At 59.6% G+C, this 17,624-nt stretch carries 13 protein-coding genes; 10 read left to right on the plus strand and 3 right to left on the minus strand.

Annotation, left to right across the window (positions count from 1 at the left end; genetic code table 11):
* The first annotated feature begins 25 nt into the window (after positions 1-25).
* On the plus strand, positions 26-3,124 hold the full coding sequence (locus A0U87_RS12185; RefSeq protein ID WP_206366601.1) for a TonB-dependent receptor: 3,099 nt from the start codon (positions 26-28) through the stop codon (positions 3,122-3,124).
* A gap of 65 nt (positions 3,125-3,189) precedes the next feature.
* The gene (locus A0U87_RS12190; protein ID WP_048938971.1) at positions 3,190-4,779 is read left to right on the plus strand and encodes a glycoside hydrolase family 28 protein; all 1,590 of its coding nucleotides are present in this window, start codon (positions 3,190-3,192) and stop codon (positions 4,777-4,779) included.
* Here A0U87_RS12190 and A0U87_RS12195 read toward each other — a convergent pair.
* The 3 genes from A0U87_RS12195 to A0U87_RS12205 are packed head-to-tail and all read right to left on the minus strand — an operon-like array spanning position 4,776 to position 9,104.
* Positions 4,776-5,897: an endo-1,4-beta-xylanase gene (locus tag A0U87_RS12195; protein ID WP_048938938.1), complete on the minus strand. Its 1,122-nt coding sequence runs from the start codon at positions 5,895-5,897 to the stop codon at positions 4,776-4,778. The genes A0U87_RS12190 and A0U87_RS12195 overlap by 4 nt on opposite strands.
* Positions 5,894-7,462, minus strand: coding sequence for an alpha-L-rhamnosidase (locus tag A0U87_RS12200; protein ID WP_048938937.1), 1,569 nt, complete (start codon positions 7,460-7,462; stop codon positions 5,894-5,896). The genes A0U87_RS12195 and A0U87_RS12200 overlap by 4 nt, the downstream gene beginning before the upstream one ends.
* A 22-nt stretch (positions 7,463-7,484) precedes the next feature.
* Positions 7,485-9,104, minus strand: coding sequence for a glycoside hydrolase 43 family protein (locus A0U87_RS12205; RefSeq protein ID WP_048938936.1), 1,620 nt, complete (start codon positions 9,102-9,104; stop codon positions 7,485-7,487).
* A gap of 356 nt (positions 9,105-9,460) precedes the next feature.
* On the opposite strand from A0U87_RS12205, the gene A0U87_RS12210 reads away from it, so the two are divergent.
* The 8 genes from A0U87_RS12210 to A0U87_RS12245 all read left to right on the plus strand — a co-directional run bounded on the left by A0U87_RS12210 (position 9,461) and on the right by A0U87_RS12245 (position 16,848).
* Complete coding sequence (locus tag A0U87_RS12210) at positions 9,461-10,018, plus strand: hypothetical protein (RefSeq protein WP_048938935.1); 558 nt, start codon at positions 9,461-9,463, stop codon at positions 10,016-10,018.
* Positions 10,015-10,374, plus strand: coding sequence for a hypothetical protein (locus A0U87_RS26200; RefSeq protein ID WP_048938934.1), 360 nt, complete (start codon positions 10,015-10,017; stop codon positions 10,372-10,374). The genes A0U87_RS12210 and A0U87_RS26200 overlap by 4 nt, the downstream gene beginning before the upstream one ends.
* 201 nt (positions 10,375-10,575) lie before the next feature.
* Complete coding sequence (locus tag A0U87_RS12220; RefSeq protein WP_048938933.1) at positions 10,576-10,923, plus strand: hypothetical protein; 348 nt, start codon at positions 10,576-10,578, stop codon at positions 10,921-10,923.
* Positions 10,924-11,153: 230 nt separating this feature from the next.
* Entirely contained in the window at positions 11,154-13,133 is a 1,980-nt protein-coding gene (locus A0U87_RS12225; RefSeq protein WP_048938932.1) for a Tad domain-containing protein, read from the plus strand.
* Complete coding sequence (locus A0U87_RS12230; RefSeq protein ID WP_048938931.1) at positions 13,130-13,747, plus strand: TadE family protein; 618 nt, start codon at positions 13,130-13,132, stop codon at positions 13,745-13,747. Before A0U87_RS12225 ends, A0U87_RS12230 begins: the two co-directional genes overlap by 4 nt.
* Positions 13,744-14,394 (plus strand): hypothetical protein, encoded by a 651-nt coding sequence (locus tag A0U87_RS12235; RefSeq protein WP_048938930.1) that lies wholly within the window; start codon positions 13,744-13,746, stop codon positions 14,392-14,394. Before A0U87_RS12230 ends, A0U87_RS12235 begins: the two co-directional genes overlap by 4 nt.
* Positions 14,395-14,409: 15 nt before the next feature.
* Positions 14,410-14,685 carry a hypothetical protein gene (locus tag A0U87_RS12240; RefSeq protein ID WP_048938929.1) on the plus strand — a complete coding sequence of 92 codons (276 nt, stop codon included), beginning with the start codon at positions 14,410-14,412 and terminating at the stop codon, positions 14,683-14,685.
* Positions 14,686-14,745: 60 nt separating this feature from the next.
* Complete coding sequence (locus A0U87_RS12245; RefSeq protein WP_080993681.1) at positions 14,746-16,848, plus strand: EAL domain-containing protein; 2,103 nt, start codon at positions 14,746-14,748, stop codon at positions 16,846-16,848.
* Positions 16,849-17,624: the final 776 nt, after the last annotated feature.

A 17,624-nucleotide genomic window follows, 5' to 3' on the forward strand; every position in this document is an offset into this window, starting at 1 on the left:
TTGCAAGAAAGAAGGGGAGGATCGAATGAAGCAGATGCAATCGTTGCGCGTGCATTTCCTGACGGGAGCCGCGCTTATTTTTTGTCCGGTCGTGCCAGCGCTGGCACAGGCCCAAACTTCCACCGAAACGCCAGCTGTCACTGCTGCCGAGCAGGCGCAGGGCGGCTCGGATAGCGCAACCGCAGACATCGTCGTCACCGGATCGCGCATCGCGCGCAATGGCTTCGACGCCTCGACCCCGGTCAGCGTGGTCGGCTCCGAGGACATCAAGCTCTCGGGCAATGTGAACGTCGAAAAGACGCTGGCGCAGCTGCCGCAGGTGGTCGGTTCACAATTGGGTAGCGCGACCTCGAATACTGTTCCCGGCGGCTTTGCCGACGTCAACCTGCGCGGCTTTGGTTCGACCCGCAACCTGGTGCTGGTCAATGGGCGGCGCTATGCCATTTATGGTCCGGAGCAGGTTACCGATCTCAACACGATTCCGTCGAGCCTGATTGCGCGCACGGAAATCGTGACGGGTGGTTCGTCGGCCGTCTACGGGTCCGATGCCATCACCGGCGTCGTCAACTTCATCATGCGCGACGATTTCGAAGGCGTGGAAGCGCGCGCCCAGCTCAATATGGATCGTCCCACCGGGACGCCCGTCTATACCGTCGACCTGACGATGGGCGGTAATTTTGCCGACGGTCGTGGCAATCTGGTCGTGTCGGGCAATTATCTCAAGCGCAACTCGATCACGCGCGGGCAGCGCGGCAGCTTTGCCTATGACTCGCTCAACGACGGATGCATCGTGCCGGGCAGCGGCGGCCATGACCGGGCCGGCACGCCCTTCACGCCGGCCTCTGGCCTGGGCTGCGTCGCGGGTGGCGGTGAGCTTGGCTTCGTTGCCGGTGGCAGCGGTGACATTCCCAATGGACGCTTTTCCGGTATTCCGGCGGCGGGCGGCTCCAACGCGGCGCTCAATGCCGCCTATGCCAATGCCGGCCTGTCGGCGATGACGTCGCGCGGCTTCACCTTCAACGATGAAGGCACGGTTGCCCGGCCACAGATCACGCCGCAGGATGATTTTAATCTGGGCCCCGACAACTATCTGATCCAGCCGCAGAAGCGCTGGATGATCAACAGCTTTGGCCATTATGATTTCACCGATGACATCACCGGCTATATGGAGCTTCACTATAGCAGCAATGTGGTGAATGCCCGACTGGCGCCGACCAATGTCGGGTCGCCCACCTTGTTCGATGTCAATAATCCCTATCTGACGCCGCAGTTGCAGGAAGTGCTCCGCCAGCTTGATCTGGCCGAAACCGGGACGACCACCGTCACCAGCGGTACCGCGACGCGGACGACGACCGCAGGGGACGGGCTGGCGGTTCTGACCGCGGGACGCCGCTATCGGGAAGTGGGGCCGCGATTGGCCAGCGAACGGCGTAATGTCTTCCGTGGCGCCTGGGGCTTCAAAGGCAATCTGGGCAGCGTGTCGGACAATGTCCTGACCGATCTCAAGTTCGACGCCTATTACACCTATGCCCGCAGTGAAGACACGTTGCTGCTGCAGAACGCGATTTCGCGTAGCCGGCTGCAGGCGGCCTTGTTGTCGGTCAATGGCGCGGCACCGGTCTGCAACATCTTTGGCCAGAATATCTCCGAAGCCTGCGCCAGCGCGATCCGCATCAACGCCACCAACTCGACCATCGCCACCCAGCAGGTCGCACAGGCGAGCGTCACCGGCACCCTGTTCCAGCTGCCTGCCGGTCCGGTGGGTTTCTCCAGCGGCTATGAGTGGCGCAAGACCAGCGCAACCTTCACGCCGGACTCCTTCCTGGCCTCGGGCGACGTCGCCGGTTTCAATCCCGGCCTGCCGACCAAGGGCGACGTTTCGGTCAACGAGATTTTCGGCGAATTGCGCGTGCCGTTGATCCACGACACACCGTTCATGGAGAGCCTGGTTGCCAATGGCGGCTTCCGCTATTCCGACTATAGCCTGTCCGGCATTGGCGGCCAGTGGACCTATCTGGGCGGGCTCGACTGGCGGGTGAACCGCGATCTTGCCTTCCGTGGACAGTATCAGCGGGCGATTCGCGCACCCAATGTGAACGACCTTTACGGCGGTGTGACCCGTGTCGTCGGTGTCGCGACCGATCCTTGCTCCTCGCGCGCTTCGGCGGCGCAGCGGACCGATTCCGTCCGCGCGGTCTGCATCGCGACGGGCGTTCCAGCCGGCGCGGTCTTCACCGATGCGGTCCAGCCCAACAACATCATGCCGGCGGACTTTGGCGGCAACGTCAATCTGGGTGCGGAAAAGTCCGACACGTTCACCGTCGGCGCCGTGTTCACGCCCAGCTTCGCGCCCAAGCTCTATTTCAGCGTCGATTATTTCAACATCTCGCTGGACGGCGCGATCTCGTCGCTGGGCGGTGGCCTGCAGAACACGCTCAATCTCTGCTATACCGTCATTCAGGACGCCAATAGCGAGTTCTGCCGGGCGATCGTGCGCAATCCCAATACGGGTGAGATCAACGATCCCTATGTGGCGCAGATCCGCAACGCCAATACCGGCAAGCTCAAGACCTCGGGCATCGACTTTGCGATGCGCTATTCCTTCGACGTCGGTTTCGGCTTCCCAGGGCTGGGCAGCACCAGCTCGTTCGATATCAGCAGCAACCTGACCTATCTGGACGAATTCACGTCCACGCCGGTCGCGGCGTTGCCCGACATCAAGAATGAATGTGCCGGAGCCTATGGCCCGACCTGCGGCCAGCCGCTGCCGCGCTGGCGGGCGACGTCGCGCATCACCTGGAATGTCGAGGATCTGAGCCTCAGCCTGCGTCATCGCTATATCGGCAAGGTCACGACCGACCGCTATGTCGTGCCGCATCGTCAGGGGGCGGCGAACGCGCCCAGCCTCGACAGCTTCGCCTACCCGGTGCTGAACGATCAGAATTATTTCGACCTGTCGTTCAACTACAAGCTGCGCGAGGGGATGGAGATTTTCGGCGGTGCGAACAACATGTTCAACAACAAGCCACCGGTCACCACCCAGGGGCCGAATGCCAACACCTTCTCGGCGACCTATGACGTGCTGGGGACCGAGTTCTTCATCGGCGCATCGCTGAAATTCTGAGGACGAGACAGGAGGGCGGGGGCAGCTAGGCTGTTCCCGCCTTCATCATGACAAGGGGATGGATGATGGGTTTTGACCGGCGAAGCTTCCTGCAAGGCGGTGCATGGGCAGGCATGGCCGGGATCGCGCAACCGGCTTTTGCGGCCTCCGGTGCGAGCCTGGGATCGGCTGCCGGGGCCGTTGGCGGGATCGTCGATGTCCGCCGGTTCGGCGCCAAGGGCGACGGCACGGCGATCGATAGCGGCGCGATCAACAAGGCGATCGATCATGTCGCCGGGCTGGGCGGCGGCACCGTCTATTTCCCGGCCGGTTCCTATGCCAGCTACACGATCCGGATGAAGAGCCGGGTCACGCTGTTCCTGGCGGATGGCGCTGTCCTGCTGGCCGCCGCGCCAACCGGCGCGCATGGCTATGACCATGCCGAACCGATCGGGGAGTGGGGTGCTTATCAAGATTTCGGGCATAGCCATTGGCGCAACAGCCTGATCTGGGGCGAGGGGCTGAACGACATCGCCATCCTTGGTCCGGGGCTGATCTGGGGCAAGGGGCTGGGCCGGGGCGACGGCAAGGATAATTGGCTCAAGGATCCGACCGGTCCCGGCACCGGCAACAAGGCGATCGCGCTCAAAAATTGCCGCAACGTCCTGTTGCGCGACATCAGGATATTGGAGGGCGGCTGGTTCGCACTGCTCGCCACCGGGGTCGATAATCTTACCATCGACAATGTGCTGGTGGACACCAATCGCGACGGCTTCGACATTGACTGCTGCCGCAATGTGCGGATCAGCAATTGCACCGTCAATTCGCCCTGGGACGACGGCATCTGCCCCAAGAGCAGCTATGCGCTGGGCCATCCTCGCATCACCGAAAATCTCACTATTTCCGACTGTTTCGTCACCGGCAATTATGAAGTCGGGTCGGTGCTGGATGGTAGCTGGCGCAAGATGCCGCCGTCCTTTGCGCCCAAGATCCACGGACGCATCAAGTTCGGCACCGAATCCAATGGTGGCTTCCGCAACATCACCATCAGCAACTGCATCTTCGAGGATAGCCGGGGGCTGGCGTTCGAGACGGTCGATGGCGCAGTGGTCGAGGATGTGACGGTCAGCAATATCACCATGCGGGGCATTATCGACGCGCCGCTGTTCCTGCGGCTGGGCAAGCGGATGCGCGGGCCTGCGGGCGTACCGATCGGCACGATGAAGCGCATCCTGATCCAGAATGTGGTGAGTTCGGGCGCCAATATGCTGCCATCGGTGATTGCGGGGCTGGTCGATCATCCGATCGAGGATGTCTCCATTGCCGACTGTCATTTCCAGCATGTCGGTGGTGCGCCGACGGCGATGGCCAAGGTGCGTCCGCCCGAGGCCGAACTGGCTTATCCCGAGGCGACGATGTTTGGCGATCTGCCCGCCACCGGTTTCTTCGTCCGCCACGCGCGCAATATCCGCTTCAGCAATGTCGAGGTGGCGGTGGCCGCGCCCGATCCGCGTGCAGCCTTCCGGCTGGAGGATGTGCAGGACGCCGACTTTGTCGGCCTGCGCGCGCCACGCGGCACGACCTGGTCGCTTGACCGGGTCACCGGCTTTCGCAGCAGTGGGGCGCGCTGGATCGCGGACCGCCGGAGCGACGGCCCGCTGTCCGGTGACTTTTAGCCCCTGCGGTCTGGTGCGGCGGCGAAGGCCGCCGCGATCGCATCGCGAAAGGGTTTGGGGCGAAAATCGGCATCGAAGGGGCAGGGCCGCTTGGCCATGCCGTCAGGCCGCAGCCGCATGCCGCTGAGCCAGCTATAGCGGTCGGACAGGCCCCAGCACATCACCGTCTTCGTTTGGGGATAGGATAGCATCAGGTCGAGATAGGCCTTGGCATGGGCGGCGACCTGCGCGTCGCGCGGACCGATGGCGCCGGGTAGCGGATTGTCATGCACGTCCATTTCCGTGACCAGCAGGTCAAGGCCCATGCCGGTGACCTGATCCAGGAAGCGGCGGAAGGCGGGTTCATCCAATGATCCCAGCCCTGTCGGCGTATCGCTGAACTTGCTGCCGAGGTGACTCTGTATGCCAAGGGCATCGATGGGCGTGCCACGCTTGCGCATCTGTTCCAGCAGGCGCAGCACCGCATCCCGATGCACGCCCTCGTCGGCGCGCCAGCCCATATAGTCATTATAGACCAACTGGGCCTTTGGCGCTGCCGCGCGCGCGGTGCGAAAGGCGATGTCGATTGTCTCGAACGCCCCGATATGCCGGGACAAAGCGGTGTCGCGCAGCGCCCCGGTTTCGGAATCGATCGCTTCGTTGACGACATCGAAACTGTCGATCCGGTCGGCATAGCGGCCGGCGACCGTGGCGACATGATCGGTCAGCAGCCGTTCCGCCTCCGCCCTGGGATTGGGCCCATAATCATGCTCCGCCACCCATTGCGGCACCCATCGCTCGCTGTGCCACAACAAGGTGTGACCGCGCACGCCAAGGCCGTTGGCTCCTGCCCAATCCACGATCCGGTCGGCCGCGCGAAAGTCGAAGTGCTGCGGATCGGGACGCGTGATCGACCATTTCATTTCATTTTCCGGCACGACCAGTGCGCATTGTGCGGCATTGAGCGCGCGATAGCGGGGATCGGCGAAATTATCCTTGCCGACCGTGCTGCCGAAGCGGATGCCCTTGGCGGAGCCCAGCGTGGCGAGGGAGTTTACTGATCTTGCCCAGGCAGGAACCGGCAGGGCCAGGGTCGCGGCGCCCGCGATCAGGCTGCGGCGGTCGATCACCCGGTTCACAGCGTCACCCGTTCATTGGCGTGCAGGGTCAGTTGGCGGACGGGCTGTCCCGTCAGGCGCAGGCGGACCGTCTGGGCCTGCGGCTCGATACCGATCAGATGGCGTGGCTTGCCCTGCTTGTCGGTGACGAGGCGCGCGGCCCCACCCTCGATCCGGCCGATTGGTGCGCCCGCAAGGCTGAGGTCGGCGCCCCCGGCGAGATAGACCATGGTGGCGCTGCGTCCCGCATCGGTCGGCATCGACAGATGGGTGGCCTGCGCAGCCTCATGGCCAGGGCGGACATTCCAGTGCAGGTCATCAGCTTCCTCGCAGACGCCGACGAGCCGCCAGCTATAATCGACCATCACCAGCGCGGCGGGGGAATAGCCGGCGGCCTCGGCATGGGTGAAGGCACCGGTGCGCGGGTCCATCTGCTGGCGGAAGGTCATGTCGCGGATCAGCGCTGCGCACCAGGGTGTCATCATCTGGCTGAACTCGGCGGTGCGGCCATAATGGTCGAACCAGCGGCCTGCGCGCAGCGCCGTCAGCGCCTGGGTGGCGCCGCCCCAGCTATTGGCCGGTATCGATCCGACAAAGGCAGGGTCATCCATCGCCACCGACGTCAGCGGATAGGGCGCCCAGAAGGCGGCCGGATTATGCAGTTGCCGGGTCCAGAGCGTGTCGAACAGCGCCTGATCGGGCACATGTTCGCCGCAGACGCGCGAAAGAATATCGGAACGAACGCGCACGAAATCGCCCTTCGCGTCGAGATCGTAGAAGGCCGCATCTTCCGGCACATAGAGTTTGGAGAGGATCAGGCCGCGAATATGATCGGCCTGCGCGGCCCAGCGGTCGGCCTCGCTGGTCTTGCCAAGAGCCGATGCCATTTCGACCAAGGCCCTGCGCCCGCCATAAACGGTTGCGGACAGGTCCGGGCACAGGCGGGGCAGGGTAGCGATGGGGTGATGGGTGCGGGCGTCCTTGTTCGGACACTGGTTGGGCATGCCGGCCCAGCGCGGGCTGTTGTCATGGCCGGTATCATAGGTGCAAAATCCTTCGACCAGTCCGGTGCCGCGCGTATTGCGATAGCGCATCAGCCAGCCATCCCAGGCCGTACAGGCGCGGTAGCTGGCCTCCAGCAGCGCGCTGTCGCCGGTCGCTCGCGCCAGTTCCCAGGCGGTGGCAGCGATCGGCACCACCATCTGGATCTGGCCAAAGCCGGTTTCGACGATCTTGTTGTTGGCGGGCAACTGGCCGTCCGCCCGCTGCAATTCGAAAAAGGTCATATGGCTGTTACGGGCCACGTCCGGCCGGAATTTGCGATAGACCAACGCCTCGTGCGGCCCGCATTCCTGCCAGATGCCCTGATAGACGGCGCCTTCGATCAGCACCGGCTTGCTGACATAGGGCATGACCTGAACATTGGCGGCCAATACCGCCAGCGCCTTGTCATAGGCCGCCTGCCAAAGCCGGTTGGCGGTGTTGAAGCGCGGCGCATCGGCAGCCGGTTCGGCATAGGCCATTCGACTTGCGCCAGCGCTGGCAAGGCCGCTCGCGGCGGTGAGCAGGAAGGAACGTCGATCCATTTATATCCCCTGAGAGCTGGCTTTAAGGCGCGACCGGCGCGGGATGATCGACCCGGACCCAGTCCACGTCGATCGATCCATCCGCGCCGCTGCGGTTGAAGGTGAACAGGCCCGGCCGTGAGCCTTTCCACCAGGAGAAACGGGCAAGGCCAATGGCATCGCCGAACGGCAGGAAGGCGCGGCCGTCGAGACTGTAACTGTAGCGGACCGTCTGGTCTGCGCCGACCTCCGCCCGCAATTCGACGGAGGAGCCGGTGAGGGCAGGGCCGGTGGTTTCCTCCCCGGCCGACGCCAGGGTCAGGTGCATCCTTCCACTCTGCCGGACGATGCCGATCCAGCTAGGCTTCACGCCGAACAGAGTAAGCCCCGCCCGCTGGCCATCGGTCATCCGGCCGATCTCGATCCGGGTCGTGATCCGGCTGCTCGGCCCCTGCAATATCTGGGTCAGCGTGTTGCGGGCGGTTACCAGATGGTCGGCGGGCAGGGCGTGGAGACGGAGGAAACCGGGGCGTGCCGTGAGGCTCCAGGCACGGTCGTCCGGGTTATGGTTCCATTCCCATTGTGGCCCCAGTTGCGCGCTGCCGAATGCGTCCGTGTCCTGGAGCCGATCCGTGCGTGCGGGCGATCCCGTGTCCGGCATGGCATGGTGCTCGACCGGCTGGCCGACATCACTGCCAGGGCGCAGGTCGCCGATCACCGGCCAGTCATCGACCCATTTGAGCGGTTCCAGATAGGTGATGCGGCCAAAGGCGCCGCTGCTGTTGAAGTGGATGAACCAGCCCTGGCCCGACGGCGTTTCGACCCAGCCGCCCTGATGCGGCCCCTGCAGCGCGCTGCTGCCCTGCGCCAGCACGGTTTTCGCTTCATAGGGGCCACGAATATCGCGCGCGCGCAGGGCGACCTGCGCGCCCTTCTCCACGCCGCCATAGGGCGCGAAGATATAATAATAGCCGTTGCGTTTGTAGAATTTGGGGCCTTCGAGGATCGGCAGCTTCTGCTTGTCCTCGACGATCACCGTTCCCCCATCGAGCACGCTCTTGCCGTCCGCGCTCATACGATGGAGGATCAATGGCCCGGCGCCATGGCGGGAATGGACCAGCCAGGCCTGGCCATCATCGTCCCAGAAGGGGCAGGGGTCTTCCAGCATCGGCTGGTCGATCACCTTGACCGGCGCGCTCCAGGGGCCTTCCGCCTTGCTGGCGGTGGCCATGAAGATGCCCTCGTCCGGCGTCGCCCAATAGACGTAGAACAGGCCGGCATGATGGCGGATCGAAGGCGCCCAGACGCCGCCGGCATAGCGGGTGCCGCCGATCGGCTTGGAAATCGCGTCGGTCAGGCTGTGGGGGCCGGGCATGTCATATTCGGGCGCGAACGGCAGGCGCGGCAAGACATGGCGAAGGATCGACCAGTGGACCAGGTCGCGGGAATGGAGGATCGGGATGCCGGGCGAGAAATGAAAGCTCGACGCCACCATATAATAATCTTGTCCGACGCGGATGACGTCGGGGTCGGAATAATCGGCGTAGAGAATGGGGTTGGCGTAAGTCGATGCGGACGAAATCGTCTTCGCCGCGGCGCCAGACCCGCAGATCAGAGAGGCAGCACACAACAGGCTTGTCAGCATTCCGCTTTGAAGCGGCATCACATATCCCTCCTATCGGCAAAGCTTTATAAAGGCGCGCTTTGCTCGTTGATCGACTGATTGTGCGTGGAAGAGTGCTGTAATGCAACAAATTTTAGATAGCGCTACCATTGTCTAGGTGCGTTTTCACAACGACCATTTGTTCGATCTAGATATGCTGCCAGTTTCGACCCATATCAGTCGCTCAGCATCCAATTTCACGCTCCCAGGTGCGGACCGGCAGCTTTCCCATTCTAGATGCCGAGACTGACCGAAACCTGCCGCTTGTTTAATTCCAATCGACTTAGTGTTTGCGCTTACGACACGGGGTACACTGGCTTATGGTCGGGCAAGCTCTACTGAATTGGTGCAATCCGATGACTGACCCGCCTTTGCCGACCGGCTATCGATTGTTCGAAGCGTTTTGGAAGCTTCTCCGCGGGAATCCCAAGCTTCGTTTCGCATCACTGTTAGTTCGCAGCGGCACGACTCTCGCAGCGGGTCCACCGCTCGTGCTGGCCTTGGCGACGCTGTTTACGGATGTGGCATTTCCTCGGCCGCCAGAAGCAATAGCGACTGCGCTAGCCATCGCCGCCCCCTTGTTGGGCGTAGTTCTGATCGGGCTCGGCATTTGGCTATTCGTGAAGCAAGACGACCCGCCGATCTTGGAGGACCATTTCGGTATCTGGATTGCCGACGGACAGACGTTCGAGATGGCCATGCGGACCGTGTTGGCCCATGAAAAGAAAGTGGTATCCTTCCCGGACTTCTCGCCTGAAGAATTAGCGCGGTTGGTGCGCAAGCAAGAACTTGAGGCACGCAGCAGCCTGATTGCTGCCGGCGCGCTTGGGGGACTCGTCGTCGGGCAGGTTCCGTTTCCGGACTATCATGTGATTGAGCACGAGACGACGATCGAAATCAGGAGGGCGCCGTGACCGTCGAAAAGAATTTCCCGAAGCCACCCGGTGGAAAGCTCGTATGTGAGGACGGTCAGTCCGCCGTCATCCGTATCAAGGGCGGAGAGATTACTGCATCCTGTCACAGCCCCGACCCGGGGGTGACCCTCTGGCGAAACGGACAGCTCACGCTCGAGGCCAAGAACTGGCTGCTTGGCGTCGTCAAGGATGAGTGGCGATCATTAAGCGCGCCTTTATCGTTCGACGATCAAGAGATCCTAGAGAGCCGCGTCTACGAGTTTCGTGGCCGTGATGGTCTAAATGTGCGGGTCGAGTTCAGTCCGCCCGAGGTTTCTAAGGGCCGGGGCGGCGGCGGAATGACTTTGGCGGGGTAGCGCCCCAAACCCCGGCATTCGACGTAACAACGTAAGCCTCGACGGAACCTGGCCTTGACGGTAATCGCTGAGTCGACGCAGCAGCGCTTGTACTTCCGGCCTGATCCGCATGGGGCCCTTCCTCCGTTGTCGACCCTTTGAAGACTTTCAGCTGCCAATTTCCGATGCCCAAGTGCGGTCCGTCCGCTAGGCGAGAATCGCATGGCCTGCGGGCGTCAGTTCAAGAGCACGTGGGCGGCGTGTCACGAGCTGGCCCGTCTGCGCTTCGGCATCGAGGTTGTACCGTTCGATGGCACGGTTCGACCCCTAGAGCCGCAGATGGCGGGCGACGCTGCGCTGTGGCGGGAGATCGCGATCCGCGAGGGACTAGCGGAGCCGGATCTCATCCGGCTTGCATCACCTTGGCATACCGATGCTGATCTGGGGCAGCCGGCCGAGGTCGTCGCAGAGGAACAAGGCCGGCGGCTTGGTTTCGCCGGATACCAACCCACCGCCGATGCGCTTTTCGCCCTGTTCAAGCGACTAGGCGTTGATAGACTGATTCCGTGACGGGCTGAGAGATCAGGCCAAAGTTTTCGGCGGCGGCGCCTCTTATGATACGCGCAGAGCCAGAATTCGGCTCCTCAGATACACACCAAATGCCATCTAATATGGCAAAATTTACGCGAGAAAATTACGCAAAATTGGCATTTATTGATCTATGTTACGGTAATGTCGAGATTACTTAACTTGCTATAAACCTCGATACGCCATGACCACACACTCTGAAGGGATGGGTCATGGGTTTTCTGGGGCGCTTGCGCGAAAATGAAGCTGGCAATGTGCTTGTCATGGTTGCAGCCGGATTTCTGCCACTTCTGGGCTTTATCGGTGGCGGCGTCGATATGGCGAGAATCTATCTGGTGAAGACCCGCCTGCAGCATGCTTGCGACGCAGGCGCGCTCGCTGGTCGCAAACAGATGGCAGGCGGAGCATGGGCGGCAAATAATGAAAAAGCCCGGACCACCGCTGAGGGCATTTTCAACATTAATTATGTGCCCGGCTCTTACGGCTCAAGCGAGCTGAACAAGCGTTTTTCTGAAAGTCAGGGGAAAGTATCCGGTTCGGCGTCCGTCATCATTCCCATGACGGTCATGGTTATTTTCGGTTACGGGACCAAGACGATTTCGGTCAATTGCGACGCCGAAATGCGCATCCCCAACACCGATGTCATGTTCGTCCTCGATACCACGGGTTCGATGGCTTCGGTCAATCCTGGCGATGGTGATACGAAGATCAATGGCCTTAAGCAGGCTGTAAAATGCTTCTATGAGGCTCTCGCAAAAATTGACACATCCGCCCAGTGCGGCAGCAACCCGACTGGCTATCGCAACAATGACGTACAGTTACGCTTCGGCTTCGTCCCATATTCTTCGAATGTAAATGTCGGGCGATTGCTACGCAACGACTGGATGGTCGACACCGCACTCTACCAATCACGCAAGGCTAAGACGACAGGCAATACCGACGTTGACGGATTCAAGGAGGGCACGGCGGAGGTCACGTCCACAGAACAAGTCCCCTACAGCATGAATTGGAGCGCGTGGGAAAATCACGGCACGGCTGGTGGCACGAGTTGCAACGGCCGGATCCCTGCCAATTCAATCGAAATGACGGGGCCCGAGAGTGCTCCCTATGCCCAGAGTACGACTGGTAGCGGTGCCAACCGGGTGGTGAGTTGGTCAACCAACCAGGATGGTCGCTACTACAATTATCAGGGTGTGATGGTGGGCGGAAAATGCCAGATACAACGGCGTTATATCAGCGGCTATTTGAAGCGGAACTATCAGCGGACCGATACGACCGGCTTCAAGGAATATGAATATGGTCAACTCAGCTTCGATGTTTCGGGGCTGAAGGCTGGGGCGGACGGTTGGAAGGCCAGCATTGTTGCTCCGGTCGGCCCCTATGGGCAGGCAGCTACCGTGGCTTGGGATGGCTGCGTCGAAGAGCGCCAGACCTATCAGAACACCGACGATAGCCCGGCAGGCGAATTCGCACCAATCCCATCGAATGCGTTCGACATGAACATCGACATGATACCTGATGGATCCGATGCCACTAAATGGAGGCCACTTCTGCCCGATCTGGTCTGGGGGCGCTACGACAGCAACGGCAACTGGACCGTTTCGAAGGTCAAGACCAGCTCAGATCTCAGTCGCAACTATACATATGCGTGCCCGACAGCTGCCTCCAAACTCAAGAGCTATCCATCGGCGAGCAGCTTTGAGTCTTATGTAAATACCCTCTACCCCAACGGCAACACCTATCATGACATAGGTTTGCTGTGGGGCGCGCGACTTATGTCGCCCACAGGAATCTTCGGACCGGAGAATGCCTTCACGCCCACGGGGGGCGAAATCGAACGGCATCTGGTTTTCATGACCGACGGCGACACGGTCACGAGCAACCAAGGCTATACGGCTCATGGCATTGCTTGGTGGGACAGGCGCCAGACCCGCAGCAATGCTGGGCCAGGCGCATCTCTCCTGACAGCTGTCGTGAATGAGCGCACGAAGGCTCTGTGTTCCGCAATCAAGTCCAAGAACATCACCTTGTGGGTGGTCTCATTTGGTAATGGCGTCAGCACGAACGCCCAGGCGCTGCTGCAGTCCTGTGCTTCGCCCAATCGCTATTATGTGGCAGCCAATAGCGCCACGCTGATCTCAAATTTTCAGCAGATCGCCGATGAAATCTCACAGCTGCGACTGACAAAATGAGTCGGCAACAAACTTCAAGATGCAGGATCCTGGCGGATCAATCCGGCGCCACAATTGTCGAGTTTGGCTTGGTATCGACGGTCTTTGTTACCACGCTCCTAGGCTTTTTGGACCTCGGACACAGCCTCTACATGCAGTCTGTTCTGCAAGGCGCAGTGCAGAAAAGTGCTAGAGACGCGACGCTGGAAAGTGGCAAGTCGGAAGCACGGCAGTCTCAACTTGATGCAACGGTACGCGAACGCGTCGAGCATTTGGCCGCGAACTCATCGGTTACTTTCTCGCGGCGATATTTCCGAGATTTCACAAAAGCGGCCCAAGCCACTGCAGAGCCCTTCCAGGACATCAACAACAATGGTCGCTGCGATGATGATGAACCGTTTCAGGACAATAATCACAATACGATATGGGACCGCGATGGCGGTGACAATGGACAAGGCGGCGCCAAGGACAATGTCGTATATACTGTCCAAATCACGTATTCACGCCTGTTCCCCATGGCGCGGCTCATAGGCATGTCCGAGATGGCAACCGTCGAAGCGCGGACGGTCCTGGGAAATCAGCCATTTGGTGAGCAGGGCAGCTATGGCTCGCCAACAGTCGGGCACTGCCCATGAAGCTACTGTCGCTGGTCATCAAGCTGCTAGAAAATAGTCGGGCAGTGGCAGCCGTGGAATTCGGTCTGGCTCTGCCGTTGATGTCGACGATAGCGCTGTCGGGAGCCGAACTGACCAACTTCGTGACGACCAAGATGCGCATCAGTCAATTGGCGCTTCATGTCGCGGACAATGCCGCGCGCATGGGTACTGGCACGGTTTTGGCCAACAAGCAGATCACGGAGGCGCAGATCAATGACCTGCTAACCGGTGCTGGGCTACAAAGTGGGCGGCTTGATCTCTTTGGCCATGGCCGCGTCATACTCAGCAGCATTGAGCCAATTGAGAATCCTAATCCTACCAATCGCTATCGAATAAGATGGCAGCGGTGCCGTGGGGCAAAGACCTGGCCCTCGTCGCAGGGCCGTGCAGGGGACAGCAACCTCTCTGGCGTAACGGTGGGAGGGCAAACCGCTACCGCGCCCGACGATGGCGCCCTCATGTTTGTCGAGATCGCCTATGACTATCAGCCTCTCATTGCGCGCCTGTTCGTGCCGCTAAGTCAAATCACTGCGACAGCCGCTATGACCGTCCGCGACCAGCGGGATTATGGGGGGGGGACCAACGGCATCTACAACAACGAAAATATGGTGCCGTCCACATGCTGAAGGAGCAGTCGGAAAATGGATAAGCTCATCTACCTGGCACTCGGCATTGGCGCCATCATAGTGGCAGCAAGTGACCAGGATGGCGAGAGCCAGCCGGGCAAGTCTTCGCCAACCATTGCCCCGGCAGCGGCAATGCACGAGCAGAGCCGAATGATTTTGCCTGCCAAGCCGAGTGGCAATGCGGTGCCTTCAGTGGCGAATGAGGAATATCTCGAGCCCGTAAACCCCATACCGGAAGCGGCAGACCTGGGAGGCAGAGTAATCCAGGACAGGTTTCAGTCGGACGGCTAGGCCACGTGCCTTCCCTTCCACACATATGATTTCAACTGCGCAGCAAACTGGTCAAAGAATATGGTTTTGCGTTCACCTCGTCCTCTCATGGCCACGCAAGCAGCTTTGACCGATGGGCAAGCCTCGCGCCTGCTTGAAAAATATGAAGAAAGCGGCGCGGGTTGGTTCTGGGAAACCGGCATTGATGGCTCACTGAATTATCTTAGCTCGAAAGTCTCGCGCGCCATGGCGGGAAGTGGCATTTCGCCCAAGAGCCTAACCGACCTCGTCGATAATGAAGCCAGCTTGGCAGAAGAGGCGTCCGAGCGGAGTCTGAGTTTCTACCTTACGTCGCGCTTGCCCTTTGAAGGATTGGTGCTCAAGTCCAAAGGCCAGCATGATGTATGGTGGTCAATCACCGGCGAACCAAGTCATGATGAAGTTGGACGATTTCGCGGTTTCGTAGGTTTCGCGCTGGATCTGACAGATCAGAAAAATTCAGAGATCAAACTGCTGCAGCTGGCGCGTTTTGATTCCCTAACCAATCTCGCCAACAGAGATACGATGCGGCAGGCGCTTGAAAATAGCATCATGTCGTCGGTGCATCGTAAGCATCGTTGCTCCACGATGATCTTGGACCTTGATCGCTTCAAATTCGTCAACGACACGTTTGGCCATCTTGTAGGCGATCAACTCCTGAAAAGCGTATCGGAGCGACTGGTCAAGATTATCGCCGGCAGGGGGCAGGTCGGGCGCCTTGGTGGCGACGAATTCCAAATAGTGTTCGCCGACATTTGTGAACAGGACAGGTTATCGTCGATCGCCATCGATATAATCCACAGTCTATCCCAGCCATACCTCATACAATCGCATCTGGTCACAATTGGCACGTCGATAGGGATTGCTATTTCGGATTACGATCAGCGATCAGCGATCGATATGGTGCGAGATGCCGATTTGGCTCTCTATTCAGCTAAAGCTGCCGGCAGGGGCGCCTATCGCTTCTTCGCGACGGAGATGCATGAGCAAGCGCTTTTAAGGCAGCAGATCGAAGAAGATATGCGCCGGGCAATAGAGCGAGGTGAGTTCCATCTTGTCTACCAACCCGTAGTGCACACTGTAACGGGCCATCTTGTTGGATTTGAGGCCCTGGTTCGCTGGACGCATCCAACACAAGGCATCATCTCTCCCGGAATCTTCATCCCAATTGCAGAGGAATCCGGAATTATCACCGAACTTGGTGAATGGGTTCTACGAAATGCTTGCCTGGAGGCATCGAAATGGCCTGAGAACATTTCAGTCGCTGTGAACATTTCACCAGTCCAGTTCTCAAGTCAGTCCCTTCCCTCTTTAGCTGCCAGTGCCATTGCGTATGCAGGAATATCAGCAAATAGGCTCGAGCTGGAAATCACAGAGGGAGCATTGCTCAATGATACGGCAAAGACGAGATCTGCTATTACGTCTCTCAAAATGCTGGGCGTTAAAATTTCTCTCGATGATTTTGGAACCGGATTTTCGAGCTTAGGATATCTAAAAAGCATTCCATTCGACAAAATTAAAATTGATCAATCCTTCGTAAAAGGAGCCACTGTACCTGGAAACAATAATGTCCATATCATCAAGGCTATAGTTGGCCTTGCAGGTGATCTTGGCATGGTCACGACTGCAGAAGGCGTAGAGACGGAAGATCAGCTTGCGCTCATTCGTGAGTTGGGCTGCACGCTCATTCAGGGATATATTTATGGACGGCCGATGGACGCGGCGGCCGCCTTGGAAAGAACAAAAAGCGAAACGGCAATTGCTGACGGATACATGGTTGACCGCGCGGAACGGCGAAGGATCATTCGGGCGGGACGTATCATTACCGATTCTGCAAATGAAGCCGTAAGGATGCGAAACCTCTCCCGCACGGGCGCGATGGTCGAAACGGATCTCAAATTGCAGGTCGATGACCATGTCTGGCTTGAAATAGGCATGCCCGCACCTCTTGAAGCGGTGGTGCGTTGGACGGAAAATGGCAGAGCAGGCGTAAAATTCATGCAGGCCATCAATCTGGATGAAGTCCTGCAGACAAAGTCCAAGAGTGAGTTCAGCACGTTTGTGCCGCAATATCTCTCGCAGCAGAGTGTAGCTCAATATGCCGACAAGGAAAGGCTAACCCCCAAGGCATTGCTACGTAGATAGCTATTACTGATAGAGAGGTTAAATCTGCACGCATTTCCGCAAGATTGCCTGCGAGTGAGTAGCCCCTAGTTTTCTAGACCCTTGCGTTTTGAAATTTGCTGCCGTTCGAACTGGGCGGTGACAGCACCCCGTTCCTGACCTGCTTGCGCACCGGGTTCACCACCATTCTATAGTGCACTGACGCCTCTTTCGAAATCGGCAGAAAAATTCCGGTTTGAACTGGGTGGAGGTGCGTGAATAAGTGGCTGCTGTCAGGCATTCATTTGGTGGCATGACCGTCTGGAAATTTGGTGAAGCGGATCTCAGAGCGCGTCGTCGGGAATGTCCGCAATCGTCGGACAACCTCCCGAAGCCGACCGTCGCAAATGTCCCATCCCTTGCCGTTAGCAGCCGGGCGGACCACTCCAAGCAACCGCCCGAAGCCAACTGCTCGCGCGTGTTGCATATTTTTGCGGTCGCCCAGACCACATCGCCAGGACGCGGGCGCGCGTTTCGATCTTTACATGACGATCACGAAAGCGCCTCTCGTCAACGCTGAGCCAGACAAAAAAAGGCCGATCAGAAGACCGGCCGATGAGTTTTAGGAGAGGATGCCTGAAAGGCAGGGCCTCTATGGTTGGGTAGCGCTGTCCTGCCAATTGACAAAGGCTGGAGTGTCAATCGGCGTGCAAACGGGACCCCCGATCGGCGCGCAAAAGGGACCCCTTTTCAAGGATGGCAGGAAGGTCGAGGAACGCGCCTTGCGCAGCGCGCGGCGTAGGGAGGGCGGAGCCCGA

It is taken from the genome of Sphingobium sp. MP9-4 (assembly GCF_005281675.1).
GTDB classification, from domain to species: Bacteria; Pseudomonadota; Alphaproteobacteria; order Sphingomonadales; family Sphingomonadaceae; genus Sphingobium; species Sphingobium yanoikuyae.

What these genes read in the sequence shown, in the direction of transcription:
- A0U87_RS12185 (WP_206366601.1), top strand. Translation starts at nt 26, where the DNA reads ATGAAGCAGATGCAATCGTTGCGCGTGCATTTCCTGACGGGAGCCGCG.
- A0U87_RS12190 (WP_048938971.1), top strand. Translation starts at nt 3,190, where the DNA reads ATGGGTTTTGACCGGCGAAGCTTCCTGCAAGGCGGTGCATGGGCAGGC.
- A0U87_RS12200 (WP_048938937.1), bottom strand. Translation starts at nt 7,462, where the DNA reads ATGGATCGACGTTCCTTCCTGCTCACCGCCGCGAGCGGCCTTGCCAGC.
- A0U87_RS12205 (WP_048938936.1), bottom strand. Translation starts at nt 9,104, where the DNA reads ATGCCGCTTCAAAGCGGAATGCTGACAAGCCTGTTGTGTGCTGCCTCT.
- A0U87_RS12210 (WP_048938935.1), top strand. Translation starts at nt 9,461, where the DNA reads ATGACTGACCCGCCTTTGCCGACCGGCTATCGATTGTTCGAAGCGTTT.
- A0U87_RS12220 (WP_048938933.1), top strand. Translation starts at nt 10,576, where the DNA reads ATGGCCTGCGGGCGTCAGTTCAAGAGCACGTGGGCGGCGTGTCACGAG.
- A0U87_RS12225 (WP_048938932.1), top strand. Translation starts at nt 11,154, where the DNA reads ATGGGTTTTCTGGGGCGCTTGCGCGAAAATGAAGCTGGCAATGTGCTT.
- A0U87_RS12230 (WP_048938931.1), top strand. Translation starts at nt 13,130, where the DNA reads ATGAGTCGGCAACAAACTTCAAGATGCAGGATCCTGGCGGATCAATCC.
- A0U87_RS12235 (WP_048938930.1), top strand. Translation starts at nt 13,744, where the DNA reads ATGAAGCTACTGTCGCTGGTCATCAAGCTGCTAGAAAATAGTCGGGCA.
- A0U87_RS12240 (WP_048938929.1), top strand. Translation starts at nt 14,410, where the DNA reads ATGGATAAGCTCATCTACCTGGCACTCGGCATTGGCGCCATCATAGTG.
- A0U87_RS12245 (WP_080993681.1), top strand. Translation starts at nt 14,746, where the DNA reads ATGGTTTTGCGTTCACCTCGTCCTCTCATGGCCACGCAAGCAGCTTTG.